The 17,903-nt window shown below is 66.3% G+C and carries 21 protein-coding genes; 5 read left to right on the forward strand and 16 right to left on the reverse strand.

Translation table 11 applies throughout. From position 1 onward, the window contains the following. The first annotated feature begins 154 nt into the window (after positions 1-154). Together VPH47_RS07670 and VPH47_RS07675 are read left to right on the forward strand one after the other, a co-directional pair. Complete coding sequence (locus VPH47_RS07670; protein ID WP_197593876.1) at positions 155-364, forward strand: hypothetical protein; 210 nt, start codon at positions 155-157, stop codon at positions 362-364. 185 nt (positions 365-549) lie between these two features. After that, a complete protein-coding gene (locus VPH47_RS07675; protein ID WP_368850436.1) occupies positions 550-1,005 on the forward strand; it encodes a hypothetical protein in 456 nt (151 codons plus the stop codon). 175 nt (positions 1,006-1,180) lie between these two features. Here the strand turns inward: VPH47_RS07675 and VPH47_RS07680 are convergent, their stop codons facing one another. The 8 genes from VPH47_RS07680 to VPH47_RS07715 form a co-directional block, all read right to left on the reverse strand. Continuing rightward, entirely contained in the window at positions 1,181-1,369 is a 189-nt protein-coding gene (locus VPH47_RS07680) for an EF-hand domain-containing protein (protein ID WP_368851573.1), read from the reverse strand. A gap of 27 nt (positions 1,370-1,396) precedes the next feature. Beyond that, entirely contained in the window at positions 1,397-1,558 is a 162-nt protein-coding gene (locus VPH47_RS07685) for an EF-hand domain-containing protein (protein WP_368850437.1), read from the reverse strand. A gap of 23 nt (positions 1,559-1,581) precedes the next feature. After that, entirely contained in the window at positions 1,582-1,980 is a 399-nt protein-coding gene (locus VPH47_RS07690) for a hypothetical protein (protein WP_110712751.1), read from the reverse strand. A gap of 89 nt (positions 1,981-2,069) precedes the next feature. Beyond that, on the reverse strand, positions 2,070-4,034 hold the full coding sequence (locus tag VPH47_RS07695) for a MacB family efflux pump subunit (protein ID WP_368850438.1): 1,965 nt from the start codon (positions 4,032-4,034) through the stop codon (positions 2,070-2,072). Continuing rightward, positions 4,034-5,224, reverse strand: a complete 1,191-nt coding sequence (locus VPH47_RS07700; protein WP_368850439.1) for an efflux RND transporter periplasmic adaptor subunit — start codon at positions 5,222-5,224, stop codon at positions 4,034-4,036. Before VPH47_RS07700 ends, VPH47_RS07695 begins: the two co-directional genes overlap by 1 nt. 135 nt (positions 5,225-5,359) lie before the next feature. Next, the gene (locus tag VPH47_RS07705; RefSeq protein ID WP_368850440.1) at positions 5,360-5,782 is read right to left on the reverse strand and encodes a hypothetical protein; all 423 of its coding nucleotides are present in this window, start codon (positions 5,780-5,782) and stop codon (positions 5,360-5,362) included. Positions 5,783-6,099: 317 nt separating this feature from the next. Continuing rightward, on the reverse strand, positions 6,100-7,449 hold the full coding sequence (locus VPH47_RS07710) for a sensor histidine kinase (RefSeq protein WP_368850441.1): 1,350 nt from the start codon (positions 7,447-7,449) through the stop codon (positions 6,100-6,102). After that, on the reverse strand, positions 7,449-8,123 hold the full coding sequence (locus tag VPH47_RS07715; protein WP_368850442.1) for a response regulator transcription factor: 675 nt from the start codon (positions 8,121-8,123) through the stop codon (positions 7,449-7,451). Before VPH47_RS07715 ends, VPH47_RS07710 begins: the two co-directional genes overlap by 1 nt. Positions 8,124-8,319: 196 nt before the next feature. Between VPH47_RS07715 and VPH47_RS07720 the strand changes: the two genes are divergently transcribed. Continuing rightward, entirely contained in the window at positions 8,320-8,601 is a 282-nt protein-coding gene (locus VPH47_RS07720; protein ID WP_368850443.1) for a hypothetical protein, read from the forward strand. A 72-nt stretch (positions 8,602-8,673) separates the two neighbouring features. Here VPH47_RS07720 and VPH47_RS07725 read toward each other — a convergent pair whose 3' ends face one another. The 3 genes from VPH47_RS07725 to VPH47_RS07735 form a co-directional block, all read right to left on the reverse strand. Next, entirely contained in the window at positions 8,674-8,874 is a 201-nt protein-coding gene (locus VPH47_RS07725) for a hypothetical protein (protein WP_153856059.1), read from the reverse strand. Between the two features lie 159 nt (positions 8,875-9,033). Beyond that, positions 9,034-11,175, reverse strand: a complete 2,142-nt coding sequence (locus VPH47_RS07730; protein WP_368850444.1) for a TonB-dependent siderophore receptor — start codon at positions 11,173-11,175, stop codon at positions 9,034-9,036. Between the two features lie 75 nt (positions 11,176-11,250). After that, positions 11,251-11,895: a TetR/AcrR family transcriptional regulator gene (locus tag VPH47_RS07735; protein ID WP_110712744.1), complete on the reverse strand. Its 645-nt coding sequence runs from the start codon at positions 11,893-11,895 to the stop codon at positions 11,251-11,253. Positions 11,896-11,977: 82 nt separating this feature from the next. On the opposite strand from VPH47_RS07735, the gene VPH47_RS07740 reads away from it, so the two are divergent. After that, the gene (locus VPH47_RS07740; protein ID WP_368850445.1) at positions 11,978-13,501 is read left to right on the forward strand and encodes an FAD-dependent monooxygenase; all 1,524 of its coding nucleotides are present in this window, start codon (positions 11,978-11,980) and stop codon (positions 13,499-13,501) included. A 44-nt stretch (positions 13,502-13,545) separates the two neighbouring features. Here the strand turns inward: VPH47_RS07740 and VPH47_RS07745 are convergent, their stop codons facing one another. The 4 genes from VPH47_RS07745 to VPH47_RS07760 all read right to left on the reverse strand — a co-directional run bounded on the left by VPH47_RS07745 (position 13,546) and on the right by VPH47_RS07760 (position 16,099). After that, entirely contained in the window at positions 13,546-13,791 is a 246-nt protein-coding gene (locus tag VPH47_RS07745; protein WP_110712742.1) for a hypothetical protein, read from the reverse strand. Between the two features lie 124 nt (positions 13,792-13,915). Continuing rightward, the gene (locus tag VPH47_RS07750; RefSeq protein ID WP_197612292.1) at positions 13,916-14,185 is read right to left on the reverse strand and encodes a hypothetical protein; all 270 of its coding nucleotides are present in this window, start codon (positions 14,183-14,185) and stop codon (positions 13,916-13,918) included. Positions 14,186-14,291: 106 nt separating this feature from the next. Further along, entirely contained in the window at positions 14,292-14,768 is a 477-nt protein-coding gene (locus VPH47_RS07755) for a hypothetical protein (RefSeq protein ID WP_180847881.1), read from the reverse strand. A gap of 92 nt (positions 14,769-14,860) precedes the next feature. Continuing rightward, a complete protein-coding gene (locus VPH47_RS07760) occupies positions 14,861-16,099 on the reverse strand; it encodes an NADH:flavin oxidoreductase/NADH oxidase family protein (protein ID WP_368850446.1) in 1,239 nt (412 codons plus the stop codon). A gap of 89 nt (positions 16,100-16,188) precedes the next feature. Between VPH47_RS07760 and VPH47_RS07765 the strand changes: the two genes are divergently transcribed. Further along, positions 16,189-16,668 carry a MerR family transcriptional regulator gene (locus VPH47_RS07765; RefSeq protein WP_153856064.1) on the forward strand — a complete coding sequence of 160 codons (480 nt, stop codon included), beginning with the start codon at positions 16,189-16,191 and terminating at the stop codon, positions 16,666-16,668. A 16-nt stretch (positions 16,669-16,684) separates the two neighbouring features. On the opposite strand, the gene VPH47_RS07770 is transcribed toward VPH47_RS07765, so the two are convergent. Then, on the reverse strand, positions 16,685-17,896 hold the full coding sequence (locus tag VPH47_RS07770) for an MFS transporter (protein ID WP_368850447.1): 1,212 nt from the start codon (positions 17,894-17,896) through the stop codon (positions 16,685-16,687). Positions 17,897-17,903: the final 7 nt, after the last annotated feature.

Here is a 17,903-nt window from a genome sequence, read left to right on the forward strand (position 1 = left end):
GCCATGTAGAGCCCCTAAGCCCGCATGATAAGGGGCCTTGACGTTGCATGGGGTCTTTCACTAGAGGGAAGGGCGCATCCAGATGCCGTCTATCTCAGCTCGCCCAACCACCCGGCGCATGGCATCATGAAATGCCTGAATCCAAGAGCTGGCCATGGAAATTGATTGGAACCAAATCGGAACCTTGAAGCACATCGGTGGCGGCTACGATATCCGGACGGATCCATTGAATATCCTGGTGACCACTGCGAAGCAGGGGCACGAGGGCGAAGTCTCTGACATGCTTATCGTGATGGACGATGGCACCGTCATTCCACCGGACGGGATCATGCGTCTGGCACGGGCGCCGGGCCGGATCCGTTAGGCGATCCGGAACCTGCTGCGTCAGCAGTAGTGAACGCCTGCCACGTGCAGTCGCGGCAGGTGAAACGCTGCCTGGTTCAGTGAAGACGCAGGCTGCGTGGGGCTGGCCTGCAGCATCACGTGGTCTTTGCAACTCGGAGGACAGGCATTGCTAAGTTCGCTTGGCATCCATCACAGGAACCTGCAATGACCCGGACGTCCACGCGTGTACTGCTCGGCCTCTGCCTGATCCCGGCCGCAGCCTTCGCCCAATCCGACCGCCAGGTGGCCGAGGACATGGTTACCCGCGCTGCCAATGTCTGCCCCGGCCACAGCAACGAGCGCACCACGCCTGCAGTGAAAAAGGTGCCGGTCGGCGCACTGCGGGTCATGCTCGATCGTGGGCTGGTGATGTGCCCGGACCGCCGGCTGGATGCCTCTGCACCCGCGGTGTTCTACGGCCGCATTGGTGTATTTGGTTGGAATCCGGAGGTGCCGGCTGCTGCGACGGTGGTTGTCGCCAAGATCGATCAGATGACCCGCAAGGATGAATACCCGGTGGAAACGCTGGTGTGGGATGCCAAGGGCGCGGCCCTCACCCAGCAGACGGTTCCGGCGTTCGAGCCGCGCCCCGGTGCGGCGGTGCTGTACAAGGTGCGCTGAGCGTCGCGCTACCTGGTAGATGCCCACCTTGGTGGGCGTTCGGGTCCTCGCGCGTGGTGACGGAGTCGTGCCCACCAAGGTGGACACCTACCAAAGCGATGCGACGTGGCATCCGGTAATGAAGCGCGATCAGGCGCTTGGCCCACCATGGTGGGCAGCTACCCGTATCGGGGCGCTACCTTGTCGGAGCATCTGCCGTCTGTGCGGCCACCATCGCCTGCTGCATCTCCTTCAGCGACAGATAGCCATCGCCATCAGTATCCAGCCCCGCGAAACACTTCGCGATTTCCGGCACCACCGCGGCTTCCTTCCTGCTGATCTTTCCGTCTTTGTCGGCATCCATTTCCTTGAACGCGACGTCGATCGAATCGGCCTGTCTGCTGAAACGTTCCTACTGGAATCTCGCGTACTCGGCCTTGTCGACGTGCCCATCCTTGTTGGCGTCCATCGCGGTGAACGTGGAATCGATATAGCCCTGTCCACGGTCGGCCGGTGCGGCTGCGGCAAGCAACGGGGCAGCACAGAGTGCAATCAACAATGTGGTCCTGGTCATGGGTTCCTTTTCCTTGGGGGCAGTCAGCGGCAGGGATAGGTGTAGCCGTCGGCGCTGCGGTAGGTATCGTTGCGGCGGTCATAGTTGCCGTAGCGGCGTATGCAGTAGTCGGCGCGCTCGCGGGTCTCGCGTTCGCGCTTGGCGGCTGCGGCAATCACACCAGCCACCACCGCCGCGCCCACTACACCCACCACTACGCCGGTTGTCCTGGCCTCGTGGCGGCGCTCGCGTTCCCGGTCACGTTCGCGCTCACGCTCACGGCGCTCCCATGCATCACGATCGCGGTCACGGTAGTCCTGGTTCCACTGCGGGCTGTAGCGGTCGCCGCGTTGCGCATGGGCGTCGCCGGAGTAAGGCAACAACACCAACAGGTTCGCAGCCGCCGCCAGCAACAGCGCGGCTCTTCCTGGTTTCATGAACATCGTCAAGCTCCTGTGCGGACATTGTCGGTAGCTGCAGTAGACCCTGCAGACATTGCGCGAACCTGCCGCCACTGCAGGCAGTGCAGTGGCTATTGAACCAGCGCCTCCACCGGATCCAACTGGGCGGCGCGCCGCGCGGGCAGGAAGCCGAAACCAATGCCGATGAGGCTGGAACAGGCGAAGGCGGCCAGAATCGAATTGGCAGAGAACACCAGGCTGAAACCCACGTTGGCCAGCTCCAACGCGGCGCCCAGCGCCAGGGCTACGCCGATACCGAGCATTCCGCCGAGCAGGCACACCAGCACCGATTCGATCAGGAACTGCTGCAGGATGTCGCTGCGTCGCGCGCCCACCGCCATGCGCACGCCGATCTCGCGTGTGCGCTCGGTCACCGACACCAGCATGATGTTCATCACCCCGATTCCACCCACCACCAGCGCGATGGCGGCGATGGAGCTGATCATCATGGTAAGGATGCCGGTGGTCTGTTCGATGGACTGCCGGATCTGGGCGTTGTTGCTCATGTAGAAATCGGTGCTGCCGTGGCGGCGTGCGAGCAATCGCCCGATGGCCCGCTCGGCCACTTCCATGCTGATTGCATCGGAGACGCGCACGGTGATGCTAGACACATGGCTCTGCCCCAGCATGCGCGCCATCGTGGTGGTGTAGGGCAGCCACACCCGCAGCAGTGAGGCGTCGCCGACGGCGCCGGCGTCCTTCTTCACCACGCCCACTACCCGCACCGGAACATTGCCGAGCAGCAGGGTCTGGCCGATCGGGTCTTCCTGTGCTGCGAAGAACCGTGCACGCGTATTGGCATCGATCACCACCACCTGCTGGTAGCCTGCCACGGCGGGTGGGCCGAAGAAGGCGCCTTCGCCCAGCTTCAAGCCGTGCACGCGGAAGTACTGCTCACTCACGCCCTGCATCTGCACGTTGGCCGAGCGGTTGCCGCGCTGGGTAGTGCCGCTGCTGGCGACGCCGGGCGTGGCGCTGTCCACGAACGGCTGCCCGGCCAGCGCCATGCTGTCGCCGGGCGTCAGGGTTTCCACCTGTGCGGCGTGCACGTCGCCGAAGCCGGAGCCCGGATAGATCTCGATGGTGTTTGTGCCCAGCGAGGAGATGTTGGACAGGATGGCCTGCCGTGCGCCGGTGCCCAGCGCCACCACCGCCACCACCGATGCAATGCCGATGATGATGCCGAGCATGGTCAGGAAGGTACGCATGCGGTGCGCGTTCATCGCGCGCAGGGCCATGCGGAAGGCTTCGCCGAAGCGGTCGCGCATGGCCTGCCAGCCACTGCCTTCGCTGCGCTGCGGCAGGGCCGTCGCCGGCGCTCCTGCCATCAGGAGCCTGCCCGTGGCACGATCATCGACAATGCGGCCATCGCGGATTTCGATGATGCGCTGCGCATGTTCGGCCACGGCCATGTCGTGGGTGACCAGCACCACGGTATGGCCCTCGGCATGCAACTCGCCCAGGATCTTCATCACCTCCTGGCCTGAATGTGTATCCAGTGCGCCCGTCGGCTCATCGGCGAAGATCACCGCGCCGCCGTTCATCAGTGCGCGCGCAATCGAAACACGCTGCTGCTGGCCGCCTGACAGTTCGCCAGGCAGGTGCTGCAGGCGCTCGCCCAGGCCAAGCCGCGCCAGCAGCTCGGCCGCGCGGGCGTGGCGCGTGGCAGCCGGCATCCCCGCATAGATCGCCGGAACTTCCACGTTGCCCAGCGCGGTCAGGTCGGTCAGCAGGTGGTAGCGCTGGAAGATGAAGCCAAAGTGCTCACGGCGCAGTTCGGCCAGTTCGTCCGGTGACATCTGCGCGGTCTCGCGACCGGCGATCTGATACGCGCCGGCCGAGGGCCGGTCCAGGCAGCCCAGAATGTTCATCAGCGTGGATTTGCCCGAGCCGGATTGGCCGACGATGGCCACCAGCTCACCGGCGCGGATATCCAGGTCGATGCCGTCGAGCACGACCAGGGTCTGTTCGCCGGCTGCGAATTCACGGCGGATGCCGCGCACGCGCAGCAGTGGTGCGTCCTGCGTCACGTCCATCATGGCTGCGCGGCGGCTGTGGCGGGAGCATCGCCGGTCTGCGCCAGTACCACCTGCTCGCCTTCCTGCAGGCCACTGCGCACTTCCACGTTGATCTGGTCGTCCAGCCCGGTGATGATGCGGCGCAGGGCCGGGTGGCCATCCGCGCCGCGTACCTGCACGCTGTAACTGCCATCAGTGGCGCGCGCACCCAGCGCGGCCGAGGGAATGGTCAGCACGCCCTTGGCGCGCCCCAGCACGATGCGTACCTGCGCCGTCATGTAGCTGCGCAGGCGGCCATCGGCGTTGTCTACGTCGAACTGGCCGTTGTAGTACATGGCGGTGCGGCTGGCGCCCGCCGAAGCACCTGCCGGAGCGAAGCCAGAGGTGTCTTCGTTGGTGATCGATTCGGGAGCCGGTGCAATGTCGCGTAGCCTACTGCTGTAGCGACGTCCTGCGTCGCCAAGAATGGTGAAGAACGCTTCCTGGCCAATGGAGGTATGCACGACATCTGCCTCGGAAATCTCCGCGTATACCGTCATCACGTCCTGGTTTCCCAGCATCACGATGGTCGGCGCGCTCTGTACCGCGTTCACGGTCTGCCCCTGGCGCGCCACCACGGCCAGCACGGTGCCGTCGGTGGGGGCGGTGATGCGGGTGTACTCGAGGTTGGTCTGCGCGATATCCACGTCGGTCTGCCGCTGCACGATCTCACCTTCCAGCGCGGCGATCTGTTCCCGGGTGGCATCGACCCTGGCCTTGGCCGCATCGACCTCGGCGCGTGCCACGAGCTGCGACGCGACCAGCTGCCGTTGTCGATGCAGTGTCAGCTCGAGCTGGCGCAGGTCGGTGGCCAACGCATCGCGGTTGGCACGCGCGGTGCGCTGTGCGGCCCGGGCGCTCAGCAGTGCATTGCGCTGGGTCCGCGAGTCGATATCGGCGATGGGGTCGCCGGCTCGCACCTTGTCGCCCAGCTTTACATGCAGGGTGTCGATGCGGCCAGAAACCTGTGCACCCACGCTTACCAGTCGCGAGGGCTTCAGCGTGCCAGTGGCCTCCACCACCTGTTCGATGTTGCCGCGAACGACCGGTGCAACCTGCAGTTGTGGTGGCGGTGCGGGCCGAAGCCAGGCAAACAGAATCAGCGCGCTGCACAGCAGGGCGACAGCAATGATGAGCGCACGACGGCGCTTGCGCGGTACGGCGCTCATCGGCGCAGCATCCAGGGGAGACAGGTCATCGGTAGTCCTCGCGACAGAAGAAGTGCACGTCTGTCGTGGCAGAAGTGGAGGTCTGTCGAGTCTCGATGCGCTGGATTGCGTGAACCTTGCGGGTCTATCGTCGTGTCAGCTTGCGGCAGGAAGGGCGAGCAGTGCTGCGGCGATGAACTGCAGGCCACTACCAAGAACCAGCAGCGCATTGCGCAGGCGGTGGCTTGCCAGCCGCGCACCGCAGAGTTGACTCGCCGCGCCGGCCAACAACCAGAAGAACGTTGCAACCGGCAGCTTCGTCATGCCTGCACCGATGGCGATCGGCAGCGCACTGGCAATCATTGCCCCGGCGGCATGACTATCCAGAGCGCGCAGCAGCGGTGGCGTTGGGCGCGAGGTTGCCGCTCGCCATGCTGCCAGCCCATGCAGGGCGGCATGCACGGCGACGAACAGGAATACGGCAGCGGTCGCCGCTGCACTCGTGTGCCGATACGTTGAAGCCACCAGCGCAATGCCGGGCAGCAGCAGGAACAATGCGCCGAACAGCCGCAGCAGCATGCCGGTGCGCTCGACTTCGGGAACTGTCCGCAGCCACAGTGGCCAATGTTGCAGGCCGAGCGCGGGGCCAGAGCGTGGGCGACGATTCCATGCGGCAGACGTAAGGCCCGGCGAATTCCGCGGTGGCACAGTGCGCGTGGAAGAGGACGGTGGAGGAGCTCCCTGGGTCACATGCAGGCTTCCTGTCAGATCCGGACGCAGCACCCTCAGGGGTGCCACTCACCTGAATGCTGGGCAGCGAACATTGCCGCAACCTTGCGCCTCAACCGCGACCGCTGCGCCTGGACAGCCGAGAGTCATCCACGTGGGGGAGGCGCTCAGTGCGCCGGCGCCGGCGCACCGGTGACGCCTGGATGCAGCGGGAACTCGACGCGGATCAGGGCACCGCCAGCGGGTGCATCCAGAATCGTGACGTGGCCGCCGTGGCGGTCCATCACCTGCCGCACCAGATTCAAGCCCAATCCGGCGCCTGTCTGCCGGGGGCGCAGGCGCTGGAAGGGTTCGAACACGCGTTCGCGCTGGTCGACCGGAATGCCGGGGCCATCGTCTTCCACCTCAAGGCTGCTGCCCTGCACGCGCACGATGATATGGCGCCCACCGTGCTCGGCGGCATTCAGCACCAGGTTGGAGAGCACACGTTCGATGGCGCCTGCCTCGCCCAGTACCGGGAAATTCGGTTCCACCGCCAGGGCGACCGTCTTGTCGGACTGGATCAGCAGGGGGGCCAGATCGGCGACGACCCGCTTGGCTACGCGCGCCAGGTTGAGGGAGTCCTTCGGGCCATTTTCTTCCATGCGGTGCAGGTCGAGAAGCTGCTCGGCCAGCGTTGCCAGCCGAGCGACTTCCACGGCCAGGCTGCGCGAGGTGGAATCATCGGTCGCATCGATCTTCAAGCGCAGGATGGCGATCGGCGTGCGCAGTTCATGGGCGGCGGCGGCGATGAAGCGGCGTTGCCGTTCGTGCTCTTCGTCCAGGCGGTCCAGCGCTTCGTTCACCGCGGTCACCAGGGGGGCGATCTCTACCGGCACTGCGGTCTCTGTCAGGCGGATGCCACGGCGGCTGGCGGAGATGTTGCGTGCTTCCTGCGCGATGCGTTCCACGCCGGCCAGAGCGCGACGCACGATGATCGGGGTCAGGATGATGGTGGCCAGGCCCAGCAGCAGGAAGATCGGCAGGGTGATGATGTGTGCAGCCAACGCCATCTGCCAGGTCAGCGTATCGGTTTCGCCATGCGCCATGATGGTCAGCTTGCCGGCCGGACCGCTGTGCTGGCGTATCACCGTGGCCAGGCCATCGTTGCGGCCGCGTCCGCGCAGGTCGCCGTAGGGAATGCCGTCGAGGGCGCCGACCAGCGAGGCATAGGCAGGCGGAACGTCGCCGAAGGTCACATGGTGCCCATGTTCATCCTCGGCGATGAACCACGCGCCGGGGACGATCTTCAGCAGTTCGTCCAGCTCCGGTGTGTGTTCCACATACAGTTCGCCCTTGCTGTCGCGGTGAACGGCCTCTGCCGCCACCGGGGCGAAGGTCTGGATGGTGTAGTAGCCGCCGCTGTCGACACGCACCAGCACCATCAGCAGCGCGAAGAACGCCACCAGCAGTGCGAGCAGCTGGTAGATCAGCGTTTTGACGATCAGCGGGCGCTTCAGTGAGGGTCGAAGCGCCATTACTTCGTTTCCCGCATCAGATAGCCGACACCCCGGATGGCATGGATTTCCACCCTCGCACCCGCGTCGGCCAGTTTGCGCCGCAAGCGTGAGACATGCGAGTCCAGCGTATTGGAATGGATGCCGTCGTCGAAGCCGTACACCGCCATTTCAATGGACTCGCGCAGCACGGTGCGGCCCAGTCGGCGGGCGAGGACCGCCAACACGCGGATCTCGCGGCGCGGAAGCTCCAGCCGCTGTCCGCCCACGCTGGCCTCGCCCGAAGCGGGGTCGAACAGCAGCCGGCCGATGCTCACCGGCTCTACCTGCATGCCGCTCGGCCGGCGCCCGGCTGCACGGATCCGCGCGAACAGTTCTTCCAGTGCGAAGGGTTTGGCCAGGTAGTCGTCGGCCCCTTCATCCAGGCCGGCGATGCGGTCCGGTAACTGCCCCAGCGCGCTGAGCACGATGATCGGTACCCCGGGGTTGCGCTCACGCAACAGTGAAATCAATCCCAGCCCGTCACCGTCGGGCAGGGTGCGGTCCAGCAACACCAGGTCGTGCGATCCGAGCAGGGCTGCTTCGCGGGCCATCGCCAGGGTGCTGGCCAGGTCCACCACGTAGCGCTCGCGCTGCAGGGCGGACTTCAAGGTAGCGGCCAGTTCGGATTCGTCTTCGATCAGCAGGATGTGCATCGGCGGGAGTGGGTCGGGAACGGGGGCGCCAGGCCGGCTTCGGCACGGGCCGGCACCGTATTACAGGAACATTGCGTGAACATGGCGTGCCTTCAGGGCATCCGGTGACACTAAGGGCCGCTTGGCGCAAGGTTCCCGCAATCCGGGCACGCCAGCCTTGGCGCCCGTTCGCTGATCCCTAGGCCTTGAAGTGTCCATGAAGTTGTTTGTCCCGCTGCTGTTCGTTGCCGCGCTGGGCGGCTGCACCAACGCCAGGATGACCGTCTCCCCCGATGGACGCCGTGGCGTTTCCATCGACTGCAGCGGTTCCAGTTCCTGGAATGGCTGCTACGAAAAGGCTGGTCAGATGTGCCCAGGAGGCTATGTGGTCTTCAGCAAGGATGGCGACGACGGCAACACCATTGCCGTGGCGAACAAGAATGGGTTCACCTCCACCCAGATGGCCACCCGCTCGATGCTGGTGGCATGCTCGCACTGACGCTCGAAGGGGAGGTGGGTTGCCACCTCCCCTCGGTGCGCTCTGCGAGCGGCGTCAGAAACTGGCTTTCGGTTACGGGAGCCCGCAGTTGCCCTTCGCCATGCAGGCGACGAACGCGGGGTAACACACCTTCTCGCCCTTGCCGGCGGCCAGGCAATCACTATAAGCGTCGTGACAAGGGCGGCAGCGATCCGGTTGAGCGGTCGCGCTGCCGATTCCAAGCGTCAGTGCAATGGCGGTGACAACAACAGACAGTTTGAATCCCATCTTCATGTTCCACTCCTTTGACAGCCCTCCTTGGGCAACGGCGACGCTATAGGCGGAGGTGGTCGCGCACAAGTGACTGGAAGCATCGGAGGTTTCGGAAACGGGTGAACCCGTGTCACGCAATGACCGCTTGCCTTTGGTGGGCTCAGCCACAGGGGCGCCCTTTCAGAAGCTGTAGGCGGCCTGCACATACACCCGCCGCGGCTCGCCCGGGAAGTGCCCGTTGCGCTCGATGAAGCCGCTGGCGGCATACACCTTGTCGAACAGGTTCTTGACGTTGGCCTGGAACTGCCATTGCTTCCACGTGGTCTTCCAGCTCATGTCGAACACGGTATGGGCCTTCACCGTCTGTCCATCCAGGCTCACGCGTTCGTCCACATGATCGGCGCCAAAGCCGATGGCGGAGTTGATCGCCGGCAGGTCGTAGCGGGTCCACAACCCCAGCTTGTTGTGCGGTGCATTGGCGAAGCGGCCACCGGAGGCATTGGTGATGCCGTTCGGGCCGGCGTCCTTCACCCGTGCGTCGTTGTAGGCGTAGGTCAGGTTCACCACCCAGCGCTCGGTGACATCGGCCAGCAGGTCCAGTTCCATGCCGGTGCTGCGCACCAGCCCAAGCGCGGCCAGCTGGTTCACCCCGCCCATTACTTCACCGGTGGCCTGCACGATGTTGCTGCGGTCGATGCGGTACGCCGCCATGTTCAAGGTCACGCGATCGGCCAACAGGGATTTCATCCCGACCTCCCACTGCTTGCTGCGCTCGGCATCGAACGGGCCGCCGGCAGCGGGATTCTGGTTGGCCGCGCTTTGCGGCACGAAACCGCTGGCCACGTTGGCGTAGATGTTCAAGCCGTCGCGGACGGTGAACGTGCTGCCCAGGCGCCAGCTGAGGTCGCTGCCATCGACACTGCTGCGGCCAATGCGGTCGTCGTCCTTGAAGCCATCCCAGCGCAACCCGGCCAGCACATGCCAGCGTGCGGTCAGCGCCAGTTCGTCCTGCAGGTAGGCACCGTGGCGCGTGCTGCGGGTGGAGGTGCTGCGCCAGGGCAGGGCGCCCAGGTTGTAGTCATGCCAGGTGCTGGCCCCATAGACCGGGTGGAACAGATCGATGCCGCGTACCGGCCCGGCGCCGCGCGCAAGGTCGGCGCTGTTGGCGGTCTGCGCAGTGAAATCCGCATCCAGTTGGTACACATCGGCGCCAAACAGCACCTTGTGCTCGACCGCGCCGGTGTTGATCCTCCAGACCGCATTGGCGTTGGCGGTGAACGCCTCGTTGTCGCGGATCTGGTTGCGCAGCTGGCGCGTCATCCACTCGGCCACACCATCGCGGTCACGATCGATCAGTCCCATCGGCTCGTGGTACATCTGGTGTTCGTTGTTGCTGAACCAGCGGGCGGCGAAATCCACGTCCAGAGTGTCGCGTGGCGCGAAGCGATACTGTGCCAGCGCCACCTTGGCCCGCATGTCGAGAAAGTCGCTGGCCTCGTTGTGGTTCCAGCGGCGATCGGTGAGGAAGGTGCCTGCATCGTTCACCGGCACGCCGCGCAAGCGGTTGCCGCCCAGGTCCTGGGTGATGTTGGTGAACTGCAGCACCAACTCGCCGGTCCGGCCGATGTCGAAGGCCAGAGAGGCATCGCCGATCACGCTCTCGCTGTCGGCATTCCAGCGCAGGCCCTGTTCGCCGTCGGCATACAGGCCGGCACGGTAGCGAACGGTGCCGGCGGTGTTCAGCGGGCCGGTTCCTTCGATCGAGCCGGCACGGAAGTTCTTGTTGCCCAGCTGCACTTCAATGCGCCGTTCGGCGGTGGCCCTGGGCTTGCGGGTCACATAGTTGATGACACCCCCGGCATCGCCGCCGCCATACAAGGCACCGGCCGGACCCTTCAGTACTTCCACGCGCTCGATGTTGAACAGCTGCGGCACCGAAAAGCCGGCATACGGGTCACCGCGCAGGCCGTCATAGAGCACGTTCTCCTGGCGGAATCCGCGCAGGGTCACCCCGGCATAGCTGAAGAAGCTGATGCCGCTGATGCTGCGGTACAGGTCGGTCACCTGGCGCGCGGCCTGGTCGTCGATCAGCTCGCGCGGGATCACCTGGATCGACTGTGGAACCTGCTCGAGTGGTGTATCGGTGCGGGTGCCGACCGCCGCATCGTCCACCCGGTACAGCGTCTGGGCGCGGCCGCGGACCTCCACTTTGTCCAGGTCCCTGGGGGCGGCAGTCTGGGGCTCGGCGGCCTGCGCGAGCGGGGCCAGGGGCAGGGTAAACGCAAGGCACAGGGCGCGCTGCAAGGCTGTTGGATGGGGCATGGGGGGGGGGTTGGCATGGCTGCAAATGAGAAAGATTAGCATTTGCAACACTTCGTGACCTATCCCCCGCATGCGCTATGGACGTGCGTGTGGGTCCGTGTAGGGGGTGCCGGCGAGGGCCGCCAGCACGCCGGTGGCACCACGCACGATCACCTGCACCATGGCCTCGCGCGGATCCTCGCCCTGCAGCTGGCTGGCCAGTCCCTTCTCATAGGCGGCCACCATTGATGCCATCAGCATGGCCGCGGCCAGTCGGGCTTCTGCGTCATTGGTGTCCCGGCCTGCGGAGACCGCCATCAACTGTGCGAGGTCATCGGTCAGCTGGGCCTGCAATCGGCGGGCATGCGCGACCAGCACCGGGCTGCCGGCCACGGTGGCCCAGAAGGCGGCCGCGCCGGCATTGATCCGCAGCAGGGGATGGCCACGGTCCAGCAGTTCGCGGACAAGTGACTGGAAGGCGGCCAGTGGAGTCAGGCCGCTGCGCGCCGCCATGCCCTCGCGCAGCAGCGCCCGCGCTTCCTCGTCGCGGTCGAACACCAGGTCCTCCTTGCTGGCGAAATAGTTGAAGACCGTCTTGCGCGAGACCCCGGCGGCCTCGGCAATCCCGGACATGGACACGGCTTCGAAGCCGTGCCGGATGATCAGTTCGGTGGCGACGTCCGAAATCAATTGGCGGGTCTCGGCCTTGCGCTGCTCGCGGCGGCCCGGAGGCGGGGTCATGGGCGGTTCACTTGTTGAAACGTACACCGAGTGTAACATTCGAATCTACAGAGCGCCGGCCCGGTGCTCACAAGGAATTCCCATGGTGTACGACGTCGTGATTGCCGGCGCTGGCCCGGTCGGTCTGTTCCTGTCCTGCGAACTGGCCCTGGCCGGGTGTTCGGTCGCGGTGCTGGAGCAGGCCGAGGTGCCCGAATCACCGCTGAAGCGGCTGCCCTTTGGACTGCGCGGTTTGAACGCGCCCACGCTGGAAGCGCTGGACCGGCGCGGTCTGCTGGACGCGGTCGCCGCCAGCCAGGTGCTGAAACCGGACAAGGGCGCACCACCACCCGGCACGGCTCACTGGCTGGCGCAGCCGCGGCCGCTGGGTGGCCATTTCGCTGGCATCCCGTTCGCGCTGGACAACGTGGACATCGAGCGTTGGCGCTGGCGACTGCCAACGCCGGTGGGGGTGCAGATGGCGATTGAGCTGCAGGCGCTGGAGGCGGTGTTGGCCGAGCGGGCAAGCGGGTTGGGCGTACGCATCGACCGCGGTTGCGCAGTGCAGGCGGTGACAGCGGAGGAGGCGCAGGTTGCGGTGCAGACCGGACGCGGCAGGGTATACGGCCGTTGGCTGGTCGGTTGCGATGGCGCGCGCAGCACCGTGCGCAAGCAGTCGGGCTTCAGCTTCGCTGGCACCGAGCCGGAGTTCACCGGCCATTCGCTGCGGGTCGAGCTGGCAGATCCGTCGGTGCTCACGCCGGGGCGCCAGTGCACCGCGCACGGCATGTGCAATTTCAATCCACCGGATGTGCTGGCGCTGGCCGATTTCGACGGTGGTGCTGGTCATCGGACCGTGCTCGACCAGGATGCCGCGCAGGCGTTGCTGCGTCGGGTCTCCGGCCGCGATGCAACGATCACCGCGCTGCATCTGGCCACCACCTGGACCGATGCCGCACGCCAGGCCACGGCCTATCGCAACGGCCGCGTGCTGTTGGCCGGTGACGCCGCGCACATGCACTCGCCCTTGGGCGGGCAGGGGTTGAACCTCGGTATCGGTGACGCAATGAACCTCGGCTGGAAACTGGCCGCCGTGGTGCGGGGTGATGCTGATGAGGCACTGCTGGACAGCTATCAGGCCGAACGCCATCCGATCGGCGCCAGAGTGCTGGACTGGTCACGCGCGCAGGTTGCGCTGATGCGTCCGGGGACTGGCGCGCGCGCGCTGGCGACGGTGATGGCGGATCTGGCCGACACCCGTGATGGTGCGACCTATCTGGCCGAACGGGTCTGGGGCGTTGCCCAGCAGCTCGATCTGGGCGATGGCCATCCGTTGGTCGGTCGCAGCGTGCCGGACGTCCTGCTGGCCGATGGCCGCCGCCCAGGGGAGGTGCTGAGGGCAGGGCAGGGCGCGCTGCTGGTGTTCGAGGCAGGGGCTCCGTTGCTGCAGGCTGTTGAATGCTTGCCGCAACGCCCTCCATGCATCATGTCGGAGCAGGAGGGCGTGCTGGGGCTGGGCGCGGTTCTGGTCCGCCCCGATGGCATCGTCGCCTGGGCCTGCGACGCGGGCGGTGATAAGACGGGGTTGCCCCAGGCGTTGCAGCGCTGGTTCGGGATGGCCGCCTGACCCTCACGGTGAAGGCGCAGCCGTGCAGGCTGCGCCGGCCACGATTACAGATCCTTCTTCTTGCCGCTCAGGTCGATCGGCCGGTCACTGCCCTTGCGCTCGCTCGACCACACTTCCATGCCCTTGTTGCAACGGCTCTCGCGGGCGGCCACGTCGCGCGGCAGATCCTTCAGGTGCGGCGATTCCTGGCAGGCCTGGTGCATGTTGCTGTCGTCATAGGTGGCGCAGGCACTGAGCGATGCCAGGGCGATGGCGGTCAGGGCGGCGCGGTACAGGGGCTGCAGGGTCATGGGTGGTCTCGGGGTGATGCCGGAGCGGCCATGGCATTCCAATCCGTGATGCTGGGCACGCACAATCCGACCGATCGCACTTGTTATTTTGTAACGTTTTGGTGATAGTCGGGCACTTGCGTGGTCAGGCGATGCAGACCACCAGCACCGCGCACAGTGCCAGCATCAGCACGAAGACGCGGCGGCTCAGCGCAAGGCACGCGAGGTAGGCGGCCAGCGCCCAGGCGCCCAGCAGGGCGCAGGCCAGCAGCCACAATCCCGTCGCCATCAACGAGCCGTTGGTCAGTACCGACAGGGCGATCGCCTTGAACAGCGCCACGCCGAGTGCCCCGCCGAGTACACCCGCCTGCAGGGCAACGGCATCGTGGCAGGCAGGGGCGGGGTGGTGGAGCATGCGGGCCGGAGTTGTCACACGGAAGGGGTGGCGCAGCTACTGTGCCCGACCGCATATCCACGCCGTGTGTTCTTCGCGTGCGTCAAACGCATGCAGCGCGACGTCCTCAGTCGAACTCGCCCTCGGCCGACTCGAGCCGCTGCCGGTAGGCCGCGCGGTGCTGGTACAGGCGCTGGCATTCGGCCGACCTGTGGATGCGGCTGCCGGGTTCGTTGGCCACCGAGTCGCACATCCGCGCGATGTGGTTGTTCTCCGCCAGCTCGGTGACGAAGAACACGGCGGTGATACCGGTGCCGAGCAGCACGACATACAGCAGGCGGCTGAGCCAGCGCGACAGCTTCCGCTCGAAGTGCTGCTGGATGGTCAGGTCGAAGCGGATGATGCTGAGCACGATCCAGACGATGGCGACCAGGAAGCAGATCGTGGGCAGCAGGCCGCGCCAGATTCCTGCTTCGTACACCGACTCGCTGTAATGGACCGCTGCACCGGCACCGGCGATGGCGATCGCCAGTGCCCAGTTGCGGCCCAGCGAGAGCAGGTCATCGAGCAGCTTTTCGCGGTTCCTGGTTGGTCCTGCTGCCACGGTGGTTCCTTCTGCGTGCTGCGACCGGCGACGGATTGCCGCCGATCGTGCAGATGGTGGAGCATCGCTTCGACGATGAGAAGCCTGCCCGCTCAGTAGCCGCCCGCGCGTGCACCGATCCAGCGCCGGTAGCGGCGGGTCCGGCATTTACCGGCCGCCTGTGCCAGCAGCAGTGCCCATACCGGTGAGACACCCGGCGCGGTGGGGCGGCGGCGGCTCAGCCGAGCCAACTGGTACTTCACCGCCGCCATGTGTGCGCTGGCCGCCAGCGGCTTGCTGCGCCAGTTGATGTTGCGCAACGCGGGCACCTGGTCGCGGCCCTGCTGCCAGTGGTGTGGCAGATCCGGCTCGATCGCCAGCGCGGTGGCAATGCCGACCATCGCAATGCCGCTGTCCAGTACCTGCTCGGCCACCGCGCGGCGGCGGATGCCGCCGGTGACCATCAGCGGCATCGTCGCCACCGTGGCGATCTCACGCGCGAACTCCAGGAAGTAGGCCTCGCGGTCCAGGCTGCGCTCGTCGCGCGCGGCGCCGGTCATGGCCGGTGCTTCATAGCTGCCACCGGACAGCTCGACCAGATCCACGCCGAGTGGCGCCAGCATCTCCACCACGGCGCGCGCATCCTCGGGCGAGAAGCCGCCGCGCTGGAAATCTGCGGAGTTGAGCTTCACCGCCACTGCGAAGGCGGGCGACACCGCCGCGCGCACGCCCTGCACGATCTCCAGCAGCAGGCGTGCACGGTTGTCCAGGCTGCCGCCCCAGCGATCCTCGCGACGGTTCGACAGTGGCGACAGGAACTGGCTGAGCAGGTAGCCGTGCGCGGCATGGATCTCCACACCACTGAAACCGGCACGTTCGGCCAGCTCGGCGCTGCGGACGAAGCGGGCGATCACGTCTTCGATATCCGCCTCGGTCATCGCCCGCGGCGGCGCGAACTGTTTGGACAGTGCGCCCATGTCCAAGGGGACCGCCGAAGGCGCCAATGCCGGTTGGCCGAGGGCGGCCGGCATCTGCCGCCCGGGATGGTTGATTTGCATCCACATCTGCACCCCGCGCGAGCGCGCGGTGTCGGCCCAGGCGATGAAGCGCTCCAGGTGGCGATCGTCTTCCAGTACCACGCCGCCCGGGCCGGTCATGGCGCGGCCATCGACCATCACGTTGCCGGTGATGATCACGCCGGCGCCGCCGTCGGCCCAGCGCTGGTAGAGCTCCAGCAGCGCGGCCGAAGGCGCGTGATCGTCGTCGGCCATGTTTTCCTCCATCGCCGCCTTGGCGATGCGGTTGCGGATGACGGCACCGGAAGGCAGTGCCAGGGGCGAGAACAGCGACATCGGACAGCTCCAGGACAGGGGAATGGCGCTACGCTAACCTTCAAGTTTGATTGAAGGTCAACGGGTTCCAATGTCGAGGATTCAGGCAGATGAAGATCGGTGAGCTGGCCCGCCTCACGGGCCTGGCAGCGTCGCGGATCCGCTTCTATGAGGACGCCGGACTGCTGACAGTGCAGCGCCAGGCCAATGGGTACCGCGATTACCCGGAGCAGGCGGTACTGCTGCTGGAGCTGATCACCGGTGCACAGCGCGCAGGCTTCAGCCTGGACGAGATCCGCGCGCTGCTGCCACCGGACATGGGCCAGTGGCAGCACGATGCACTGATCACGATGCTGCAGCAGAAGGTGGTCGACATCGAGGCGCTGCAGTTGCGGCTGGCACAGAGCCGGACGCACCTGCTGGCCCTGATCGAAGACATCCAGGCGCGGCCGGAAGGCATTGATTGCGCCGCCAATTCGCGGCGGGTGCTGGACCGCGTGAAGCGTGGTGAGCTGGCGCGGCCGACGCTGGCGGCGGGCGATGTGGCGATGCTGCGACCGGATCGCCGCCGCCGCAGGGGTGGCGACTGACGACCCGGCACGGTAGTCAGTGGCTGCAGGCGACGGCGGCCTTGCGCTTCTTGTCCAGCATCACCGCCACGCACCACAGCAGCAGGCCGCCGATGGCGGTGGCCGCGCCGACGTAGCCGGTGCTGGCCGGGCTGAAGCCGGCGCTGATCGCCATGCCGCCCAGCCACGGGCCGAGTGCATTGGCGGTATTGAAGGCGGCATGGTTGGAGGCGGCGGCCAAGGTCTGCGCCTCGCCGGCCACGTCCATCAGGCGGGTCTGCAGCACCGCAGCCAGCGCGCCCATGGTGCCGACGGTGATGATCATCGGGCCGATGGTCCACACCGACTGTGCGGCCAGCGGATACAGCAGCAGCATCACGATCGACCACAGCAGCACCACGGCGGCGGCCTTGAAGTGGAACTTGTCCACTAGCCAGCCACCGGCGATGTTGCCGATGATCGCGCCGATGCCGAACACGCCCACCGCCAGCGGCATCCACGATTCGGCCACGCCGGTGACCTGCACCAGGGTGGGTGCCAGGTAGGTGAACACGCAGAACATACCGGCGAAGCCGACCGCACCGATCGCCAGTGCCAGCCACACCTGGGTGGTATTGAACGCGCGCAGTTCGCGCATCGGCGAGGTTCGCACCTCATCCGGGTCCGGCAGCAGGAAGCGCGCGATCATCGCCACGGTGGCAATGGCCAGCACGCTGACCAGGGCGAAGGCGGTGCGCCAACTCAGCTGCTGGCCGAGCCAGGTGGTCAGCGGATTGCCGACCAGGATCGCGATCGACAGGCCCAGCAGCACCCGCGACATCGCCTGGCCGCGCTGGCCGGCGGGGCTGATCGCCGCTGCGACCAGCATTGCTACGCCGAAGTAGGCGCCGTGCGGCAGGCCGGCAACAAAACGTGCCACCAGCATCGTGCCGTAGTTCGGGGCCAGCGCACTGGCCAGATTGCCAATGGCATAGAAGCCCATCAGCGCCAGCAGCAGCTTGCGGCGCGGGAAGCTGGCGCCGACGAAGGCCAGGATCGGCGCACCGACCACCACGCCGATGGCGTAGGCGCTGATCAGGTGGCCGACCTGGGTTTCGGAGATCGACAGCCCACGGCTGATTTCCAGCATCAGGCCCATGCTGGCGAACTCGCTGGTGCCGATGGCGAAGCCGCCCAGTGACAGGGCGAGGATGATCAGGGTGCGCTGACGGGGCGTCAGCCGCGCAGCCAGGGAAGAGTTGGGGCTCATGCGGGGG

This window comes from Stenotrophomonas sp. WED208, assembly GCF_040984485.1.
Classification (GTDB): Bacteria; Pseudomonadota; Gammaproteobacteria; order Xanthomonadales; family Xanthomonadaceae; genus Stenotrophomonas; species Stenotrophomonas riyadhensis.

Excerpts from the sequence above, each read along its gene's own strand:
- VPH47_RS07770 (WP_368850447.1), bottom strand. The coding sequence starts at position 17,896 with ATGAGCCCCAACTCTTCCCTGGCTGCGCGGCTGACGCCCCGTCAGCGC.
- VPH47_RS07765 (WP_153856064.1), top strand. The coding sequence starts at position 16,189 with ATGAAGATCGGTGAGCTGGCCCGCCTCACGGGCCTGGCAGCGTCGCGG.
- VPH47_RS07685 (WP_368850437.1), bottom strand. The coding sequence starts at position 1,558 with ATGACCAGGACCACATTGTTGATTGCACTCTGTGCTGCCCCGTTGCTT.
- VPH47_RS07735 (WP_110712744.1), bottom strand. The coding sequence starts at position 11,895 with ATGACCCCGCCTCCGGGCCGCCGCGAGCAGCGCAAGGCCGAGACCCGC.
- VPH47_RS07720 (WP_368850443.1), top strand. The coding sequence starts at position 8,320 with ATGAAGTTGTTTGTCCCGCTGCTGTTCGTTGCCGCGCTGGGCGGCTGC.
- VPH47_RS07725 (WP_153856059.1), bottom strand. The coding sequence starts at position 8,874 with ATGAAGATGGGATTCAAACTGTCTGTTGTTGTCACCGCCATTGCACTG.
- VPH47_RS07745 (WP_110712742.1), bottom strand. The coding sequence starts at position 13,791 with ATGACCCTGCAGCCCCTGTACCGCGCCGCCCTGACCGCCATCGCCCTG.
- VPH47_RS07760 (WP_368850446.1), bottom strand. The coding sequence starts at position 16,099 with ATGTCGCTGTTCTCGCCCCTGGCACTGCCTTCCGGTGCCGTCATCCGC.
- VPH47_RS07675 (WP_368850436.1), top strand. The coding sequence starts at position 550 with ATGACCCGGACGTCCACGCGTGTACTGCTCGGCCTCTGCCTGATCCCG.
- VPH47_RS07740 (WP_368850445.1), top strand. The coding sequence starts at position 11,978 with ATGGTGTACGACGTCGTGATTGCCGGCGCTGGCCCGGTCGGTCTGTTC.
- VPH47_RS07690 (WP_110712751.1), bottom strand. The coding sequence starts at position 1,980 with ATGTTCATGAAACCAGGAAGAGCCGCGCTGTTGCTGGCGGCGGCTGCG.
- VPH47_RS07700 (WP_368850439.1), bottom strand. The coding sequence starts at position 5,224 with ATGAGCGCCGTACCGCGCAAGCGCCGTCGTGCGCTCATCATTGCTGTC.
- VPH47_RS07705 (WP_368850440.1), bottom strand. The coding sequence starts at position 5,782 with ATGCTGCTGCGGCTGTTCGGCGCATTGTTCCTGCTGCTGCCCGGCATT.
- VPH47_RS07695 (WP_368850438.1), bottom strand. The coding sequence starts at position 4,034 with ATGGACGTGACGCAGGACGCACCACTGCTGCGCGTGCGCGGCATCCGC.
- VPH47_RS07670 (WP_197593876.1), top strand. The coding sequence starts at position 155 with ATGGAAATTGATTGGAACCAAATCGGAACCTTGAAGCACATCGGTGGC.
- VPH47_RS07710 (WP_368850441.1), bottom strand. The coding sequence starts at position 7,449 with ATGGCGCTTCGACCCTCACTGAAGCGCCCGCTGATCGTCAAAACGCTG.
- VPH47_RS07730 (WP_368850444.1), bottom strand. The coding sequence starts at position 11,175 with ATGCCCCATCCAACAGCCTTGCAGCGCGCCCTGTGCCTTGCGTTTACC.
- VPH47_RS07750 (WP_197612292.1), bottom strand. The coding sequence starts at position 14,185 with ATGCTCCACCACCCCGCCCCTGCCTGCCACGATGCCGTTGCCCTGCAG.
- VPH47_RS07715 (WP_368850442.1), bottom strand. The coding sequence starts at position 8,123 with ATGCACATCCTGCTGATCGAAGACGAATCCGAACTGGCCGCTACCTTG.